Annotated in this window: 8 protein-coding genes and 1 tRNA gene; 6 read left to right on the top strand and 3 right to left on the bottom strand. The window is 54.4% G+C overall.

Annotated elements, in window-relative coordinates:
- Positions 1–380 precede the first annotated feature (380 nt).
- The 3 genes from ACT3TF_RS04900 to ACT3TF_RS04890 form a co-directional block, all read right to left on the bottom strand.
- Positions 381–457, bottom strand: a tRNA-Arg gene (locus ACT3TF_RS04900).
- Positions 458–522: 65 nt separating this feature from the next.
- Positions 523–1470 (bottom strand): AEC family transporter, encoded by a 948-nt coding sequence (locus ACT3TF_RS04895; RefSeq protein WP_193062403.1) that lies wholly within the window; start codon positions 1468–1470, stop codon positions 523–525.
- 149 nt (positions 1471–1619) lie between these two features.
- Positions 1620–3527 (bottom strand): diguanylate cyclase, encoded by a 1908-nt coding sequence (locus ACT3TF_RS04890; protein WP_444671696.1) that lies wholly within the window; start codon positions 3525–3527, stop codon positions 1620–1622.
- A 394-nt stretch (positions 3528–3921) separates the two neighbouring features.
- On the opposite strand from ACT3TF_RS04890, the gene ACT3TF_RS04885 reads away from it, so the two are divergent.
- From ACT3TF_RS04885 to ACT3TF_RS04860, 6 genes are read left to right on the top strand one after another with little or no spacing between them, the layout of a single operon-like run.
- Positions 3922–5937 carry a capsular polysaccharide biosynthesis protein gene (locus tag ACT3TF_RS04885; RefSeq protein WP_444671695.1) on the top strand — a complete coding sequence of 672 codons (2016 nt, stop codon included), beginning with the start codon at positions 3922–3924 and terminating at the stop codon, positions 5935–5937.
- A 1-nt stretch (position 5938) separates the two neighbouring features.
- Entirely contained in the window at positions 5939–7177 is a 1239-nt protein-coding gene (locus tag ACT3TF_RS04880; RefSeq protein WP_193062396.1) for a capsule biosynthesis protein, read from the top strand.
- The gene (locus ACT3TF_RS04875; protein ID WP_444624725.1) at positions 7174–7986 is read left to right on the top strand and encodes an SDR family NAD(P)-dependent oxidoreductase; all 813 of its coding nucleotides are present in this window, start codon (positions 7174–7176) and stop codon (positions 7984–7986) included. The genes ACT3TF_RS04880 and ACT3TF_RS04875 overlap by 4 nt, the downstream gene beginning before the upstream one ends.
- Positions 7979–9604, top strand: coding sequence for an LTA synthase family protein (locus ACT3TF_RS04870; protein ID WP_444671694.1), 1626 nt, complete (start codon positions 7979–7981; stop codon positions 9602–9604). Before ACT3TF_RS04875 ends, ACT3TF_RS04870 begins: the two co-directional genes overlap by 8 nt.
- Complete coding sequence (locus tag ACT3TF_RS04865; protein WP_444671693.1) at positions 9601–17043, top strand: type I polyketide synthase; 7443 nt, start codon at positions 9601–9603, stop codon at positions 17041–17043. The genes ACT3TF_RS04870 and ACT3TF_RS04865 overlap by 4 nt, the downstream gene beginning before the upstream one ends.
- Positions 17040–18353, top strand: coding sequence for an aminotransferase class I/II-fold pyridoxal phosphate-dependent enzyme (locus tag ACT3TF_RS04860; protein ID WP_444671692.1), 1314 nt, complete (start codon positions 17040–17042; stop codon positions 18351–18353). Before ACT3TF_RS04865 ends, ACT3TF_RS04860 begins: the two co-directional genes overlap by 4 nt.
- Positions 18354–18377 lie beyond the last annotated feature (24 nt).

Genomic DNA, 18377 nt, shown 5'->3' with positions numbered 1-18377 from the left:
CGAGTTGCCACATGCTTTTCCTTTGGAGCACATGCGACAACATCCGCCTTGGGCAATCAACAACGCGTCGGGTATCGCATCAAACACTAAGTCGTTGCACACGATTTCTTCACCACTCACAACAAGCTCGGCTTGGGTTGTCCATCCACTGGATTGGTCAAGCGATTTCTCAGCACTGGCCACGCTCGCGAAACAGAGCACCAGCATCAACATCATTACCTTAATAAGCACGGGCTTTCCTTTTAATTATTATTTGTCCGTGCATTATGGGTGCGTAGAGCAGGAACGAGTAGCGATGAAGCACCAAGGCAGGCAAATAATTGCCCAAGTATGTGATCGCTAGGTATTAAGAATAGTAAATAAGGTCACAGAATGGCCGTTGGCGTCCCTGGCAGGAGTCGAACCTGCGACCTGCCGCTTAGGAGGCGGCTGCTCTATCCTACTGAGCTACAGGGACTTAAGCTTTCTAAAATAAGCGGGCGGCAGTATAACGCGTCAGCCCAGGTAGGGCCACCGAGGAGGCTAAATCCAACCCAGCAAGCGTAGGGCAAAAACGCCGACCGTCACGGTAATGCTCGCCATGAGTGTGGTAATCGCGATGATATTGGCCGCTAATGCCACATTACCCCCAATCGCTTTAACCATTACGAAACTTGCCGCAGCGGTTGGGCTGGCAAAGAATAGGAACAATAAACCTAGCTGCTCGCCCGAAAAGCCCACCATCCACGCCGCTAAGGTGGAGAGCACCGGCAATGTCACCATCTTCATCCAGCTTGCGCCTAGGGCTACCTGGCTACCGGCACGCATACTCGATACTGAGAGCGTTGCACCGATACAAATCAATGCTAGAGGCAGTGTTAAAGACGCAAAGTAATCGCCTGAGGTAATCAGCCAGCTAGGTAACGGGATCGCAAATACGGTAAAAGGCAGTGCCGCAAATACGGAAATAATCAGCGGATTGGTGGCTATGTGTTTTAACAGACTGCGCCAGTCGGTCGACTGGCCCGGCTGATAGAATGCCAGTACGACGACCGAAAATGCGTTGTACATCACAATCACCACGCCTAGCAGCAGGCTACCCGCTGAAATGCCATAGTTACCGTACATGCCGGCTGCCAGCGCCAGCCCCACCACGCCGCAATTGCCTCGAAACGCCCCTTGCACATAAATGCCGCGATCTTTACGTGGTACACGAAAATGCGCCCACAGCCAGCTGAGTAGAAACTGGCCCAGCGTGGCTGCAGCAAAGAACACCATGAGCGATACGTCCAGCGCAACGCTTAAGTCGGCTTTTATCAAACTGAGGAAAATCAGGGTAGGCAGCGTAGCTCTAAACACAAGCGCAGAAGCGGTTGACACAAACGTACTATCGATCCACTTCAACCGTTTTAGCACTAGACCAACAAATACCATCGCAAACACAGGCAGCGTGATATCAAGCGTGCGGGCAAACAGTTCAAGTAGGTTCACAACAAGATCTCGGTCAGTTAAGCACCTGCTTATACTCTACTGCCAAACGTGATTTGTCGACTGGCTAAGCCACGAATGATCGATAGTAGAGGGCTGAGAGCTAACATAAAACGTCATTTCGCTACGTTTTTTTTGCGCAGTAATCACCGTTAATCGAATAACGCTGACGAATCACGATCGTTAGAAGAAACATTCACTACGATATTATCCCGGCCAAGGTTTTTAGCTTCATAACTGGCTACATCAGCACGCACAAGTACGTCAGCCACATTGGTATCGCTTTCATTAAACGTCGTGACGCCAATACTCATTGTCACTCTGTGCTCCTTACTTTCATGAATAACCGAAACAGCGCTAACAGCGCGGCGCAACGTGTCTGCAATTTTTTCTGCTTGCGATAGAGTGCATCTTGAGAGCAGCACACCAAATTCATCACCGCCCTGGCGCGCCACATGGTCGCTACGACGAACTTTCAAGACCACCACTTGGGCGACTCGTCGTAACATTTCATCGCCCAGAGCATGGCCACCTTGATCATTAATAGGCTTAAAGTGGTCTAAATCAAACAGTAGCAATGCCGAAGAGGTATTGGTTTTTTTAAATTCAGCAAACGCCTCTTCGAGACGTCGTTCAAAGCCTCGCCGGTTCAATAGGCCGGTCAGTGGATCGTGTTCGGCTTCCCAGCGCTGAATAGCTTCTCTTTCGCGACGCTCAGTGATGTTCTTCACAACACCGACCCAACCTAGCGCCTGCCCACCCCGCTTAAGCACAACCGCTCGCGCATGAAAATCCAGCCAATACGTTTCGCTATCACTGCGCATAAAGCGCAATTGCCTAACGAAATCACTGCCATTCTTCAAGCTATGCCGCCACATGTCTTTAGCGCCAGCACGATCCTCATGATGGATATGCTGCAGCAACTCCTCTACTTGGAAGGCGCTATCAATTCCGAGCATTTCCAGCAACGTCGGGTTCATGTAGGTGATAGCACCACCACAATTGGTAATAAACATTCCTTGAGGCGTAGCATTGAGCACAGAATCTAAAAAGGCTTGGCGCTCTTGTAAATGTTCAACGAGTAGTTGACGCTCGCTTTCGACCCTATTAAAGGTGGTAGCAACCTTCTGCAGCTCTTCCATGGTCGTGGCTAAAGCAACCTGCTCACGCTGGCCTACCCCCACCTCACCAATTTGGATCTCTAAATGCTTCAACGGCGTTAAAACGCGCGCAAGCACCCACCACATTAACGGCATCATTAAGATGGCAAGCGTCAACCACGTCCACCACAGCCGATAAATAAATTCTGATAGCGGAAGCTGGGCCTGATCGATAGGCAGATAGAGCCCCACTACCCAACTGGCCGGCCATACCTGGGCGTATGATTGCAGCGCCATTTGACCATCTCGCAGCATTCCAATGCTATCGCCTTCCCATCCATCCAGTGCCAAGTCCAACCAAGGGTTAAATGTCGCACTGGGTACAAAAGAATTAATCAGCGATTTATTTGGGTGATATAAAACTTTGCCCGAAGCCGTAGCGACAGCCGCATAGCCTTTCTCGCCTAACCGAACCTTTGACAACCGGTCAAACAAGCCACCAGAGCTGAGGCTCACAATGCCGCCAATCAAACCGATGAATTCACCCTCTTCGTTGAGGCGAGGAACGCTCACCAGCACCATTTGCACGCCACTCACAGCACCCACAAAGGGTTCGCTGACGTAAGGCTGACGGGTACCACGCAGCATACCAAAGTGCTCACGGCCCGAGGTTTCAAGTCCAACACGCCCGCCAATGGCAGGCCAATCAGCCACCACCCGCCCAGTAGCATTTACCACTATTACACCCTCAAACCATGCGATTAAAGCATCATTTACTCGCAGCTGTTCGCTTAACCATTGCGTATCGTCATTATTACCAATAATGGTGCCTAAACGGTTAAGCGCTTGAAAGCGCGTCTCTATTTGTTGGGTAACTTCATCGGCTAATAATGTTGCTTCGTAGCGCAGATGAACCATATTGGTCTCCTGCACCATAACTTTGCCTGCTTGCCAAGCCATGCCAAGCACCAACGTCACGACTAACAGCCAAGTAAAAGCCAGGCCCAGCAGGAGCCGACCTTTTAAAGAATGAAAGCGAGGAAATCGCTTTAATGTTAAACGTTGCGCTAATGGCACCGGACTACCTTGCTATAGATCACATTCATTCGCTGCAACTAAAGCCTCAGTATTATTAATTATACTCACATCATGAGGTTATCAAAAAAGAGCATTGCGCGCGCGTTAAAACCTGCAAGCTACACGGACATTTACTACTATTAAATAATCGCGTTCAGCATCGCATTGCAGGTTTTTGTCAGCAGCATTCACAATCAGCAGTGCTGAATTGATACCTACCGTTATTTCACGTATGTTCGCCCGCCTACTCTTTTGTCACCTCACCGCGGCCTTATTTATGGCGAAACGAACAGCAGGCTACACGTCATCAGGTATCCGTAAGGTTAGCGCCCTGCCTGCACTGCTGACCGAATTTGATCGTTTTGAACGTATCCATCCCGTGAAACGCAAACCTGACGCGGTGGTCGGCTGGGGATTAAAGCCCACCAGCGTGCGTGCTCGGGGGTATGCCCAACGCCACCAATTGCCCTATATCGCCTTGGAGGATGGCTTCCTCCGTTCGCTAGGCCTGGGTGTTAATGGCTTTCAGCCGCATAGTCTCGTCGTCGACCATACCGGCATTTATTACGATGCCTCGCGCCCCTCTGACTTAGAAAACTGGCTCAACACCGATACCTTTGATGATGAAGAGCTAGACCAAGCAACGCGCTGTATGGCGTTGATTGCCCGCTATCGGCTATCCAAATATAACCACGCCGCGGACCACCCTCTTCAGGCATCACACCAGGCACGTGTATTAGTTGTTGATCAAACCGCTGGCGATGCGTCCATTCATTATGGCGGCGCAAGTGCTGAAAGCTTTGAGCAGATGCTTGAAGCGGCCTTAAGCGAGCATCCCGATGCTGACATTTTGGTTAAAATTCATCCGGACGTCATCGCGGGTAAAAAACAAGGCCACCTGCTAAAAGCCGCTGAGCATCCTCGTTGTCATGTTATCAGTGAAGACCTCAATCCTTGGGCGCTTTTTGATCACGTGGATCACGTCTATGTGGTGACCAGCCAACTCGGCTTTGAAGCCCTGCTAGCGGGCAAGCAGGTCAACTGTTTCGGCATACCATTTTACGCAGGCTGGGGATTAACACAGGATCAAATTCCCTGCCACCGACGACGCCAAGCGCGTACGCTCACAGAAGTGTTTGCCGCAGCCTATTTGCGCTACTGCCGCTACGCTAACCCTTACACCCAGCAGCCCGCCACGCTGGAAGAAACTATCGCTCTGATCACCGATCAAAAGCGCCAGCAGGAACGCTACCGAGGCACATGGTTAGCCTGTGGCTTTTCATCTTGGAAGCGTCGCTTTATTGGCAATTTTCTAGGTGCCGCCGCTCAGATCGAATATCAGCCAAAGCTACCTTGTGCACTAAATGCTGAGCCTGGTTCAAAGCGGCTACTGGTCTGGTCAAGCCGCATTGATGCGAATTTTAAACGCCAATATGCCCAGCACATGGAAACATTATGGCGGATGGAAGATGGCTTTATTCGCTCGGTGGGCCTGGGGGTCGACTTAACTCAGCCGCTGTCACTCGTCATTGATTCCCAGGGCATCTACTACGACCCCGGCCAATCCAGTGACTTAGAGACACTGCTCAACAGCACCACGTTTAGCGATGACCTGCTGCTTCGCGCCCAGCAGCTGCGTGAGCGGCTCGTGGCGCTCAAGCTCTCTAAATACAACGTGCGTGGCCAAACAGACATTGATCTACCTCAGGATCGTTATACGATCCTGGTACCCGGCCAGGTGGAAAGTGACGCCTCTATTGCTACAGGCTCGCCCCATATCACCACCAATAGCGGGTTATTAAGTGTCGTGCGTAGCGCCCATCCAGATGCCTTTATCATTTATAAAGCTCACCCTGACGTATTGAGCGGAGCGCGCATCGGTAAACTCGATACCAATGCCAAACGCCTGTATGATCTAGAGGCCAGTGATATCGATATCGCGGCGTTATTAGAGCGTGTTGACGCCGTTCACACGATGAGTTCCTTAACAGGGTTTGAAGCACTGCTGCGCAAGCGTGAAGTGTGCACGTATGGCTTGCCATTTTATGCTGGCTGGGGGTTAACACAGGATTCGCTTAGCTGCCCACGCCGCACGCGTTCACTCTCGTTAAACGCGCTGGTTGCAGGCACGCTGATTTTGTATCCCGGCTATGTGGACCCAGCCTCCGGGCAGCTATGCAATGCTGAAACGGTCATTAGCCTGTTGGAACAGGCAAGAGCACAACATTCTACCCTTACATGGAAACAGCATCTTTACCGCTGTTATCGTAACTTGTTGATTAAAAGGCATTGAGTTGAAGCATCCGAAGCGTGCATTCTTATTTTTGCAGGGCGTTTGCTCACCGTTTTATCCTCGCTTAGCCAAGCGCTTGGTGAATGACGGGCATCGCGTTGTAAAGGTCAACTTCAATGCGGGCGATATCGCCTACTGGCAGCGCACCCATGGAGAAAACCACCTCTTTCGCGGCGCTGAAGACGAGCTACCCGGTTACATCAAAGCACTTTGGCAAAAATATGCCATTACTGATCAAGTGATGTTTGGTGATCGTCGGCCTATTCACCGCCCCGCGGTCGATAATGCGGAGGCAGCTGGCGTACGCACTCATGTCTTTGAGGAAGGCTACTTTCGCCCCTTTTGGATTACCTTAGAGCGTGACGGCGTTAATGGTCATTCGCTGCTGCCCCGTGATCCACGCTGGTTTTACGAGACAGGCAAAGCGCTGCCCGAGCTGCCCGCCCCGGTACGCTTTCGATCCTCCTTTAAGATTCGCGCGATGCATGACGTTAGCTATCATTTGGCTGGCCTGGCGAACCCGCTAGTCGCGCCCCGCTACCGCAATCACGCGCCGATTAACGCCCCCGTTGAGTATGCAGGCTACGTTAAGCGCTTCACCCAGCTAAAATTCTGGAAAAAACGCGACGCCCAGCGTATCAAACAACTGATTGAGAGCGGCCGCCCCTACTTTATGCTGCCACTGCAATTAAACAGCGATGCCCAGATCCGCCACCACTCTCCCTACGCCGATATGCAGGAAGTGATGGAGCATGTCATGGGCTCATTTGCGAAGTACGCACCCAGCGATGCGATGCTGTGCATTAAGAATCACCCACTGGATATGGGCCTTGCCAACTACCCTAAAATCATCAGCCGGCTCGCTGATCATTACGGCTTGCAAGGGCGCATTGTGTACCTGGAATCTGGCGACCTTAACGCGCTGCTCAAGCACGCCAAAGGCAACGTAACCGTTAATAGTACGGTGGGTATCGTTTCGCTTGAAAAACATTGCCCAACGTTCGCACTAAGCGACCCCATCTACAATCTCGCGGGGCTCACCGACCAAGGCATCCTTGAAGATTTCTGGCAGCAGCCACAGCCGCCTAGCGCAGAGCTGTTTGGCTATTTTCAGAAAACGGTGATGCATGCGGTTCAAATCAATGGCGGCTATTACTGCCAGCCTAGCATCGATTTAGCCGTCGACAACGCCGCGCGGGTGCTCGAAGCCTGCCCGTCGCCGCTGGAGGAACTGCTATGACCACCCTTCAGAAAACGGCTGCAAACCACCACCGGTGCGTCCTGATCACCGGCGCGACCGGTGCCATTGGCGGCGCCCTGGCGCGTGCCTACGCAGCTCCGAATACGCAGCTAATTCTGCACGGGCGACAGCAGGATAAACTAGAGGCCCTGGCCGAGATTTGCCGCCATCAGGGTGCAAAGGTCACGCTTTCGACCATCAATCTAACCGATGATCATGCTCTAAAGGCGTGGCTGGACGAACTATGCGCCAAGCAAGTTCCAGATATCGTCATCGCTAATGCGGGCAAAAACACCCACCCCCAAGGAGCGGACATGTTAGAGCCCTGGGGAGAAGTACAAGCGCTGCTAGACCTTAACCTCAAGACGCCTATCGCGATGGCACAGCATTTAGTACCGGCTATGCAAAGCCGCGGCAGCGGCCAGCTGGTCTTTATTAGCTCGCTTGCCGCATGGCACGGCTTGCCCACTACGCCGAGCTACAGCGCTAGCAAAGCAGGCATAAAAGCCTACGGCGAAGGCCTTCGCGGGCGGCTTGCCCCTCACGGCATTGGCGTGACAGTGGTGATGCCCGGCTATGTTACCTCCCCCATGTGTGACGCCATGCCTGGGCCCAAACCTTGGGAGTGGCCACCCGAGCGCGCCGCTAAGGTGATTAAGCACGGCATAACGGCTAATCGCTCGCGCATCAGCTTTCCATTCCCGCTCAACTTTGGCACCTGGTGGCTTGCCGTACTGCCCGCTGGCATTTCTCAGTGGCTAATTCAACGTCTGGGCTTTAATGATCACGGGGAGACACCTCATGATTAGTGCACTTATGTGGCCACTCCTTGTGGGCCTGATAATTTGCAGCGCCTTTGAAGCCTTGCTTAACCCGCGAACGCGCCCATTTTGGCAGCGCAGCATAGCGGTTAATGTCACCCATATCGGCTCTTGGCTGCTGCTCTTTGGGCTGCTGGCATTGCTCCTACAGCGCCCCTGGTTTGCGGTAGTGGTGGTGCTTTCGCTGCAGTTGGTTGTTATTCAGTCGAGCAATAGCAAATCACGCACGCTCAACGAGCCGTTTATCTGCCACGATTTTGAATACTTTTGGGACGCCATGTTGCACCCACGCTTATACGTCCCTTTCTTTGGCGTTGGGCTAGCGATTGCCGCCAGCAGCGCAGGGGCTGTGGCTATTGGCGCTTTTTTCTATTGGGAAACGTCGCTTGTCACAAGCGAAGGCGCGAGCCGCTTTTTAATCGGTGCGTTTGAGATCATTGCGATAGGCGTGCTGCTCCTGTCATTTAGCCTGCCCAAGCAGCCTGCCATCACGTTGCAACCCGTACACGACATGCACCAGCTAGGACTATTTGCTAGCCTCTGGGCCTACGGCGTGGCGCTTATGCGCGCCCCCGTGCCTAAGCCTGAGCAATCGCCCTTTCATGCATTAACAGAGGTAGCGAAAGCGCATCCAACTGAGCAATCACTACCCAATGTGGTATTAATTCAGAGCGAGTCATTCTTTGACCCACGTTCGTGGTGTGACGGCGTTGACAGCGGTCTTCTGCATCATTTTGATACCACCCGCGCAAACGCTACGCTTCACGGCCCGCTAAACGTGCCTGCCTGGGGCGCCAATACTGTTCGCACTGAATGCGCTGTGCTAACGGGCATCGCACCTGAGGAATGGGGCGCGCGCCAATTCAATCCTTACCGTACGTTATCACGTCACACGCTTCCCAGCTTGGCAAGTTCTTTTAAAGCAGCAGGTTACCGTACGGTCTGCGTGCATCCCTACCTGGCAAGTTTCTATTTTCGCCACAAAGTGATACCGCAAATGGGCTTTGACCAGTTCATTGATATCAGTGCATTTGAGAGCAATGACAAAGCAGGTCAATATATCAGTGACCAAGCGGTGGCACGAAAGATTGGACGCCTGCTTGAAGATGACGATAATAGGCCGCTATTTGTTTTTGTGATCACCATGGAGAATCACGGCCCGCTGCATCTAGAAACGCCCAGTCAAGACACGCTAGCCTCGACCATGCCCGGCGCGCCTTGGCCATTACCGGATCATTTACGCGATCTTGCTGTCTATTTGCACCATCTTGGTGAATCGGACAAGATGCTAGCGAGCGTTAAGAATGCATTAAATACAGCAAATAGGCAGGGGCTGCTAGGCTGGTATGGTGACCATGTGCCCATTCTACCGGAGGCCTATGAATATTTTACGCCGCCGGATAGCCGCACCCCCTACATGCTATGGTCAACGCAGGGCCAGGAAGCACAGCACTTGTTAGCAGCAGGCGAACGGTTGGCAAGCGCCAACGAACCTTATGAATTAGCCGCAAACGAACTTGGCGTCCAGTTATTCAAACAAGTGTTTGGACACGATATAAGTAGCGTTATGATCAAGGCAGAACCAGAACCTCAGGAGCAAGAATGACTAAACGCGTTGCCATTATCGGCGCCGCCCATCGTTTCCCCGGCACCACCCCTGAAACGTTCTGGCAGGACCTGCAAGCCGAAAAAGATTTAGTCACTGAAGTGGCAGCCGACCGCTGGAGCCATGAAGCTTTCCAGCACCCTGACAAACGCCACCCCGGCACCAGCGTGACGTTTGCCGCCGGTAGCCTGGGTGATATCAGCGGGTTTGACGCTGAGTTTTTTGGCATTTCGCCTCGCGAAGCGGCCAATATGGACCCTCAGCAGCGCATGCTGTTAGAGCTCGCCTGGGAGGCCATGGAAGATGCCAGCATTACACCCAGCTCCCTGCGCGGTAGCCAGTGCGGGGTATTTTTAGGCGTCGCAAGCTTAGACTATTCCTATCGCATCGCAGACGATATGGCGGCGATTGATGCCTCAACCGCCACTGGCAATACGTCGAGCATTGCATCGAACCGTCTATCATATGTGTTCGATTTACATGGTCCCAGCATGTCGCTGGATACCGCCTGCTCGTCTTCCATGGTGGCCTTTCACCAGGCCTGCCAATCGATTCGCAGTGGTGAAACTAATATGGCGCTGGCAGGCGGCATTAGCCTGCACCTGCACCCTTACGGTTTTATTATTTTCTCCAAAGCCAGCATGCTCTCGCCGACGGGCCGCTGTCAGGTATTCGATGACTCCGGAAATGGCTATGTGCGCTCGGAAGGCGCCGGCATTTTCCTGCTCAAAGAGTATGATCAAGCGGTTGCCGATGGCGACAATATTATGGCCGTTGTGGCAGGTTCTGCGGTTAACACCGACGGTCACAAATCCGGCCTGACCGTCCCTAACCCCAGCGCCCAGATTGACTTGATGAAGCGCGCCTATCAGCAGGCGGGCATAGCACCCGATGAGATCGACTACTTAGAAGCTCATGGCACAGGCACTGCGGTGGGCGATCCGATTGAAGCTCGCGCCATTGGCGAGGCGCTCGGTCAGTACCGTAAAACACCGCTACTGATTGGCTCGGTTAAAAGCAACCTTGGCCACCTGGAAACCGCCTCTGGCGTTGCTGGGTTAGCAAAAGCGCTTTATAGCATTCAGCACCGTGAAGTACCGGCCACCATTGGGATTCGCAAACTCAATTCGCGCATCAAATTTGATGAGTGGAATCTGTCGGTGGTTACCAAGGGCCAAGCGCTAAAAAAACAGGGCCGCCTGGTTATTGGCATTAACTCTTTCGGTTTTGGCGGGGCCAATGCCCACGTTATTTTAGAAAGCCCACCTGAGCGAACTCAGCCAACGCCACAAACACCCGGCGCACGACTACCCATTCGCCTTAGCGCGCGTAGCGAAGCCGCGCTCACACAAAGCGCCGATGCGCTGGCCAGCTATTTGCGCGAAAACGGCACTACGCCGCTGTACGATATCGCCCATACCCTGTTTAACCGCCGCGACCAGCATAGCCATGGCGCCCTGTTTTTTGCTCAGACGTCAGAAGAAGCGGCTATCGCTCTGAGTAAATTTGCAGCGGGTGAAACCAAAAGCACCACCCTACTTACGCGCTTATCCAACGCGGCGGGGCCAGTTTTTGTTTACGACGGCAACGGCTGTCAGTGGGAAACCATGGGGCGTGACCTGCTACAGGATTCACAGGTCTTCGCTGAGGCGATAGACCGTGTTGATGCATTATTTCAGCAGTACGGTGATTTCTCTTTACGCGCCGAGCTTGAAGGTCGCAATACTGAAAACCCGCAGGCCCAAGCCCCGGCTGAACAAGACCGTTTTGCGCTGACTGAGATAGCCCAGCCCGCCCTATTTGCGCTGCAGGTAGCGCTCACAGAGTGGCTTCGCCATCAAGGCATTACGCCCACCGCGGTTTTCGGCCATAGCGTCGGTGAAGTTGCCGCCGCCTGGGCCAGCGGTGCGCTAAGCCTGGAAGATGCGGTCAAAGTCATTTACTTCCGTAGCGACTATCAGGGTAAAACCCGCGGCCAAGGCGTCATGACCGCCGTCGCTATCAGCGCCGACGACATTGCTGAGTGGCTGGCAAATCCAGCGTACGATAACGTTTGCTTGGCCGGCATTAATAGCCCGAAAGGCATTACGTTGGCAGGCGACAGCGCACAGCTAGGTGCATTGGAAGCGGCCCTGAGCGACAAGAGCATCTTCGCTAAGCGTTTGCCACTGGATTACGCCTTCCATAGCCCGGCGATGGATAGCATTGAGGCTGGCGTCATTCATGCACTGGCCGACATAGCCCCGCAGGCCACGCAAATTCCCTACTATTCCACCGTGACCGGCACACTGATTGATGGTCGTGATCTAGATGCCACCTACTGGTGGAAAAATATCCGTGAACCGGTGCTGTTTGACGATGCTGCCAGCGCATTGATTCAGCAAGGCCATAACGTGTTTATCGAGATCGGCGCACATCCTATCTTGCGGCGTTATCTCAACGACTCTCTGCGCCAGTTAGAATGCCCGGGCCTCGTTTTTGGCACCATTGAGCGCCATAAGTCAGGGCTTGACGGATTACAGCGCTGCTTAAGCCAGCTGCTGCTAAGCGGCCTTGCTCTAGACAGCAACTTTTTCCCCGTTGAGGGTAAGCGCGTACCGTTACCGCGCTATGCCTGGCAACGTGAGCATCACTGGGTGCAAGGCACCAGCGACAGCCAAGGCCTGCTCGGCCGTTATTATCAGCACCCACTGCTGGGCTACTCGCTGTCTCAGCATGAACACACGTGGGAAAGCCAGCTCGACACCCAGCGCCAGCCCTGGCTTGCAGACCACGTCGTTGGCGAAGGGGCAGTCTTCCCCGGCGCCGGGTTTGTCGAGCTCATGCTCGCGGCAGCGCTGCAGCTAAAAGATACTCCGCTGCTGGATATAGAAGAGCTAGAAATTCGCGCCCCGCTGCTGCTAGATGGCACTCATGGTCGCACCATGCGCCTTGCCTATCTGCCCGAAGACGGTCGCCTAGAAATTCACTCGCGCGAACCAGCTACCAGCAGTGAATGGCAGTTGAATGCCGTGGCACGCACAATGCGTGAGAGCCGTGGCTTCCTGCTTAATCGCAAAGCACCTGCGCTCCCCAGTCGCGCGCCGGACTACACGCTAAACGATCATCTGCAAATGGCCGAGCGCATTGGCCTTCACTACGGCCCTTCTTTTCAAGCCATTTCACGCGGATGGATTGAAGGCGATGCGGTCATCGGCGAAATTGCCCTGTCGGAGGCGGTTCAAGCGCAGCTCACCACGCTGCACGTACACCCCGGCATTCTGGACAGCGCCTTTCAAATGTTTATACCGCTGCTCGCGCAGCACAGCGAGTTTGCCGCACAGCTGGCCTTTGTGCCGGTACGCGTTGGGCGCATTCAGGTAAATACCCAGGCAGGCGCGCCCGTATTAGCCCGTGCGGTGATGGGCAAGCGTGCACCGCACTCGTTTACCGCTGATTTTGAGCTGTATGACGCGGCCGGGAACGCTGTTGCCGTACTGAGCAAAACTCGCTTTAAAGCAATTCGCCTCAACCGCGCCCATCATCAGCACTTTAGCTATCTTGATATTGAGCTTACGCCAGCGCCACTTCAGGCCAAACCGCTGACATTACCAGCCGAAGCAATGGCGCAACTGGCCAATATCGTCAGTATTTACACTGAACGAACCGGCCAGCGCTATGGCAATGAAGTAGCGCCGTTGCTTGATAGCCTGAGCGATGCGTTTGCCCAGCAAAGCTTGGCTCAAGAAACAGGTCAAGAAACGTCGCAAGAAGCAGATCAAGCACAGCATTCGCCAGACGTTATCTGGCAACTGCTGGTGCAAGACTACCCGGACTACTTTGCCCCGATTCACCTCGTAGGCCGTTTAGGACTACATCAAAATGCACTGCGCAGCGGCACTAGCGACTTAGACTCTTTAGGCATTAGCCATGACCACTTAGCGCGCTTAAATCGTGTTCTAGTGGGTGAAAGCGGTTGGCAAGCCATCGCGGGCGAGCTGGGGCTGCTGGTAGATACACTGTTAGCGTCCCTACCCGCCGGGCAGCGTCTGCAGCTTCTGGAAGCCGGCCCTAGTGCGCCCGCGCTGGGCGAGCGTTTACTGGAACGCAGCAGGCATGCGGCCAATAGCGACCTCAGCCATTATCGTGTGATTACCACCCACGACACCGCCCGTCATCAGGCAGAGCAGCTGCAAGAACGCTTCCCGCTGATGGACGTACAGCACCTGAGTCAAGAAGGTTTTTCCTCGCTTACTGAGCCCGCTTGCGCTGAAAAAGCACAGCTGGCATTCGTCAGCGTCAATGTCACTCAGCCCGCAGCCACGCGCCAGTTAATTGAAGCGCTACCCACGCAGCTCGCCCCTGGCGCTCAATTAATGCTTATTGGCATTGTTCCCAGCCGCTGGCTTGATGACCTGCTGGCCACACCGGATATTGATCAAACCGCGCTGGAACAAGATACGTTGATCGGCTGGCTAAACGATCAAGGCTTTGTCGTTTCTGCGCCTATGGCACTAGAAGAAAGCGGCAGCGGTGCTTATCTTCTGCATGCGCATTATCCCGAAAAATCAGTTGAAACAATTTCCAGTGCACTCTCACGTCGCCACTTAGTGGTCGCTGATTCAGCTAGCGAAACAGTAGCTGCAAGCTTGGTTGAAACACTACAGCAACTGGGCGCGTCTGCCCTGCTCAGCATCAGCCAAAAAGTGCCTGCTGCGCTATTGGCCGATGCGCTGTCCGAACCAATGTTAGCGAATCATAGTGACCTAACGCTTAATGTGATCGACTTACGTGGGCTAGGCGCTAGCAGCACAGCCGAGCAAACTGCACGCTGCGAGCACGCCTTGCAGTGGACGCTGGCATTAGAGCAGCAGTCGCTCGCGGCCTCGCTATGGCTGGTCACCCGAGGCCTTAGCTCGCTTTGGCAAAGCGCTAGCCACACACCAGATGATCACGATGCGCCCGGTGATGCTGTGCTATGGGGCTTTGGCCGCTCGCTTGCCAATGAAGCCGTAGGGCACAGCGTTTATCTGCTGGATATACCGGCGGCCATTAGCGTGCCGGCTCTTGATACATGGGCGAAGCTACTCAGCCAGCCCGATAGCGAAAACGAGGCGCTGATCGACAGCCAAGGCCACCGCTTTGCCACACGGCTACGTACGCTACCTGCGCCGCAGCCTGAAACGGCAACCTCAAGCGAGCAGCCCCGCCAGGCGATGACGCTGGGCTTTGCTATGCCCGGACAGCTACGCCAGCTAGCATGGCGCCCGCGCCCTCTGCCGGCAGCCAGTGCTGACGAAGTGGAAATTCGCGTTAAAGCCACTGGGCTGAACTTTCGCGATGTCATGTATACCCTGGGCCTGCTTTCTGATGAAGCGATTGAAAACGGCTTTGCCGGGCCAACGCTAGGCCTTGAGTTTTCGGGCGTGGTTGAAGCCGTGGGCAGCAACGTGACGCACGTGACACCGGGGCAAGCCGTAGTGGGCTTCGGCCCGGCCAGTTTCAGTGACTGCGTCATCGCTAGCCAGCATGCCGTTGCGCCATTACCGGAAGGCATTAGCTTTGCCGCCGCGGCCACCATTCCCACCACTTTCTTCACTGTCTATTACGCGCTCAAGCATTTGGCCCGGGTAGAGCCAGGCGAAAAGGTACTGATTCACGGCGCAGCAGGCGGTGTGGGCATCGCGGCTATACAAATCGCTCAGTGGCTGGGAGCGGAAATTTACGCCACGGTCGGCTCTGACGAAAAACGTGATTTTCTGCGCCTGATGGGCATCGAGCGGCTTTACGATTCACGCTCGCTCACCTTCGCAGAAGAGATTCTCGAAGATACCCAGGGCGAAGGTGTTGACGTAGTGCTTAACTCGCTAGCCGGGGAAGCAATCAATCAGAACCTACGCGCGCTGCGCCCGTTTGGTCGCTTTCTAGAACTAGGTAAGCGCGACTTCTATGAAAATACTCACATTGGCCTGCGCCCTTTCCGCAACAACCTGAGCTACTTCGGCATCGATTCGGACCAGCTCATGAAGGTACAACCTGCGCTCACCCAGCGCCTGTTTGGCGAAATGATGGCACTGTTCAATGACGGCACTCTGAGCCCTCTGCCGTTTACCTCGTTCAGCCACAGCCAAGTGATCGATGCCTTCCGCTATATGCAGCAGGCGCGTCAGATTGGCAAAGTGGTGGTGACTTACGAACAGCCCATTGCACCGCCCAAGCACGACTTATTAGGCACGGCGACAATGGCGCTCCCTGAACAGGCCAGCTACTTAGTGACGGGCGGCCTCGGTGGCTTTGGCTTAAAAACGGCTCAGTGGCTGGTAGCAAAAGGCGCGCGGCAGCTGATTCTGCTTAGCCGCAGCGGCCCCGCCACAGAAGAGGCTCAAGCAGCTATCGCGGCGTTTGAGCAGCAAGGCATTAAGGTACTCGCCTTGGCCTGCGACATTACCGACCGCTCCGCACTGGCAGCGGTACTTGAGCGGGCGAAAAGCGAGCTCGCGCCTCTGCGTGGCATTGTTCACGCCGCCACGGTGATTGACGATGGTTTGATTCGCAACTTAGATGCTGAACGGATCCAGAAAGTATTGGCACCCAAAATCGACGGCGCCCGTCATTTAGATGCGCTGACTCGCAAGGCGGCGCTGGACTTCTTCATTCTCTATTCTTCTGCCACTACGCTGTTCGGTAACCCTGGCCAAGCCAACTATGTGGCTGCTAACCACTGGCTAGAAGGCTTTGCCGCTAACCGCCGTGCGACTGGATTGCCAGCAACCTGTGTCCGCTGGGGCGCGATTGACGATGTCGGCTTTTTGGCCCGCAACACCCGCACTCGGGACGCGCTGCAAGAACGTCTAGGCGGTTCGGCGCTGCATTCAGATGACGCGCTTAACGTGCTCGAACAAATGCTGTTAACGCCAGGGCCAAGCCTTGGCGTGCTAGAGCTTGAGTGGGGTGCGCTTGCTCGCTTCCTGCCAACAGCTGACGCGCCTCGCTTTAACGAAATTGCCCGCGCCAGCGACGACGATAGCAGCGTGGACGCAGACGATGACATCAGTGCCCTGCTGGCCGACCTTTCCCCTGAGGAGCTGCACAGCACGGTAACGGAGCTACTGCGCACCGAGTTGGCCAGCATTTTGCTGATTGATGAAGAGAAGCTCGATATTCATCGCTCGGTTTACGACATGGGCTTTGACTCGCTGATGGGTGTTGAGCTAATGACGGCCATTGAGAACCGTTTGGGCGTCCAGGTGTCAGTCATGGTGCTCAGTGAAGCATCGACATTGGATAAATTGGCGGGTGTGTTGATTCAAAAAATGCACCAGCACGACGACGTTGACGACGACTCGCAGAATGCGATTGCTTCGCTGGCTGCACAGCACGGCACGGAGGGTTTCGGCAGTGAAGAATTGACCGACGAGCCTGTGCCCGCGACATCATCATCGACAACCGAGACATCATGACCGCTAAGCGCTCTGACCTGAAACAACAGCTTCTAGAACAAGCACGCAGACGTTCCACGTCGCGTGCTAGCAATGCCCCTTCATCTGAAGGGGCCGAGCAGCGCTCGGTGCCCGAGCGTTTCACACGCTTTGATGCCCAGCCTGGCTATCAGCAAATTGCCATGATGCGTCAAGCTGCAGAGCAGTTGGGCCTGATCGATCCGTTCTTTAAAGTGCATGAAGGCACCGCAGGAGCGACCAGCGTCATCAATGGACAAACCTGCATTAATTTTGCCAGCTACAACTACCTTGGTTTCTCCGGCGATCCGCGGATTAACCAGGCCGCCTGTGATGCCGTAGCACGCTATGGCACATCGGTTTCTGCCAGTCGCGTGGTTTCCGGTGAGCGGCCCATTCATCAGGAATTGGAACAGGCTATTGCTAAGGCGTATGACGTTGAAGATGCCGTTGCCTTTGTTAGCGGCCACGCGACCAATGTGTCAACGCTTGGCTACCTGCTTGGCCCGAAAGACCTGGTACTTCACGATGAATATATTCACAACAGCTCGTTAGTCGGCGCGCAGCTATCAGGCGCCAAACGCATGTCGTTTAGCCATAACGACCCAGCAGCGCTGGAAGCTCTGCTAGCCCGTCATCGGCATCAGTTTGAACGTGTTCTGGTGGTGATTGAAGGGCTTTACAGCATGGATGGCGATGTCCCTGAGCTACCCCGTTTTATCGAGCTTAAGCAGCGCTACCAGGCATGGCTAATGGTTGATGAAGCACATTCTTTTGGCGTGATGGGGGACACCGGCCTGGGGTTACGCGAATACTTTGATATCGACTCGCGGGACGTGGATATCTGGATGGGCACCATGAGTAAATCCATGGCAGGCTGCGGAGGCTATATTGCCGGCAGCAAACCGCTGGTCGAAATGCTTCGCTACCTCGCGCCAGGTTTTCTCTACAGCGTTGGGATGCCTGCCCAGGTGGCTGCGCCTTCATTGATGGCCTTGGAGCTCCTTCAGCAGGAGCCGGAACGCGTACAGCGACTTCACAGCATTTCGCGCTACTTCCTTGAACAGGCAAAAGCACGCGGGCTGGATACGGGTAAAAGCATCGGTGCGGCGGTCGTACCGGTGATTATTGGCAGCTCTGCCGCCGCCGCCCGGCTTTCCCACGGGCTACTAGCCGAGCACATTAACGTACAACCGATTTTGCACCCGGCGGTTCCTGAAAAAAGCGCACGGCTACGTTTTTTCCTTTCGTGTGATCACACTCGGTCGCAGGTTGATCAAACGCTAGATGCACTCGCCAAGCTGCTGCCTTAATAAATCAGCACGTTAAGGCTAAGG

This window comes from Halomonas sp. AOP25-F1-15, assembly GCF_052378675.1.
Classification (GTDB): domain Bacteria; phylum Pseudomonadota; class Gammaproteobacteria; order Pseudomonadales; family Halomonadaceae; genus Vreelandella; species Vreelandella casei.
Note: the sequence above shows the minus strand (reverse complement) of the source record. Positions and strands in the feature narration are given on the sequence as shown.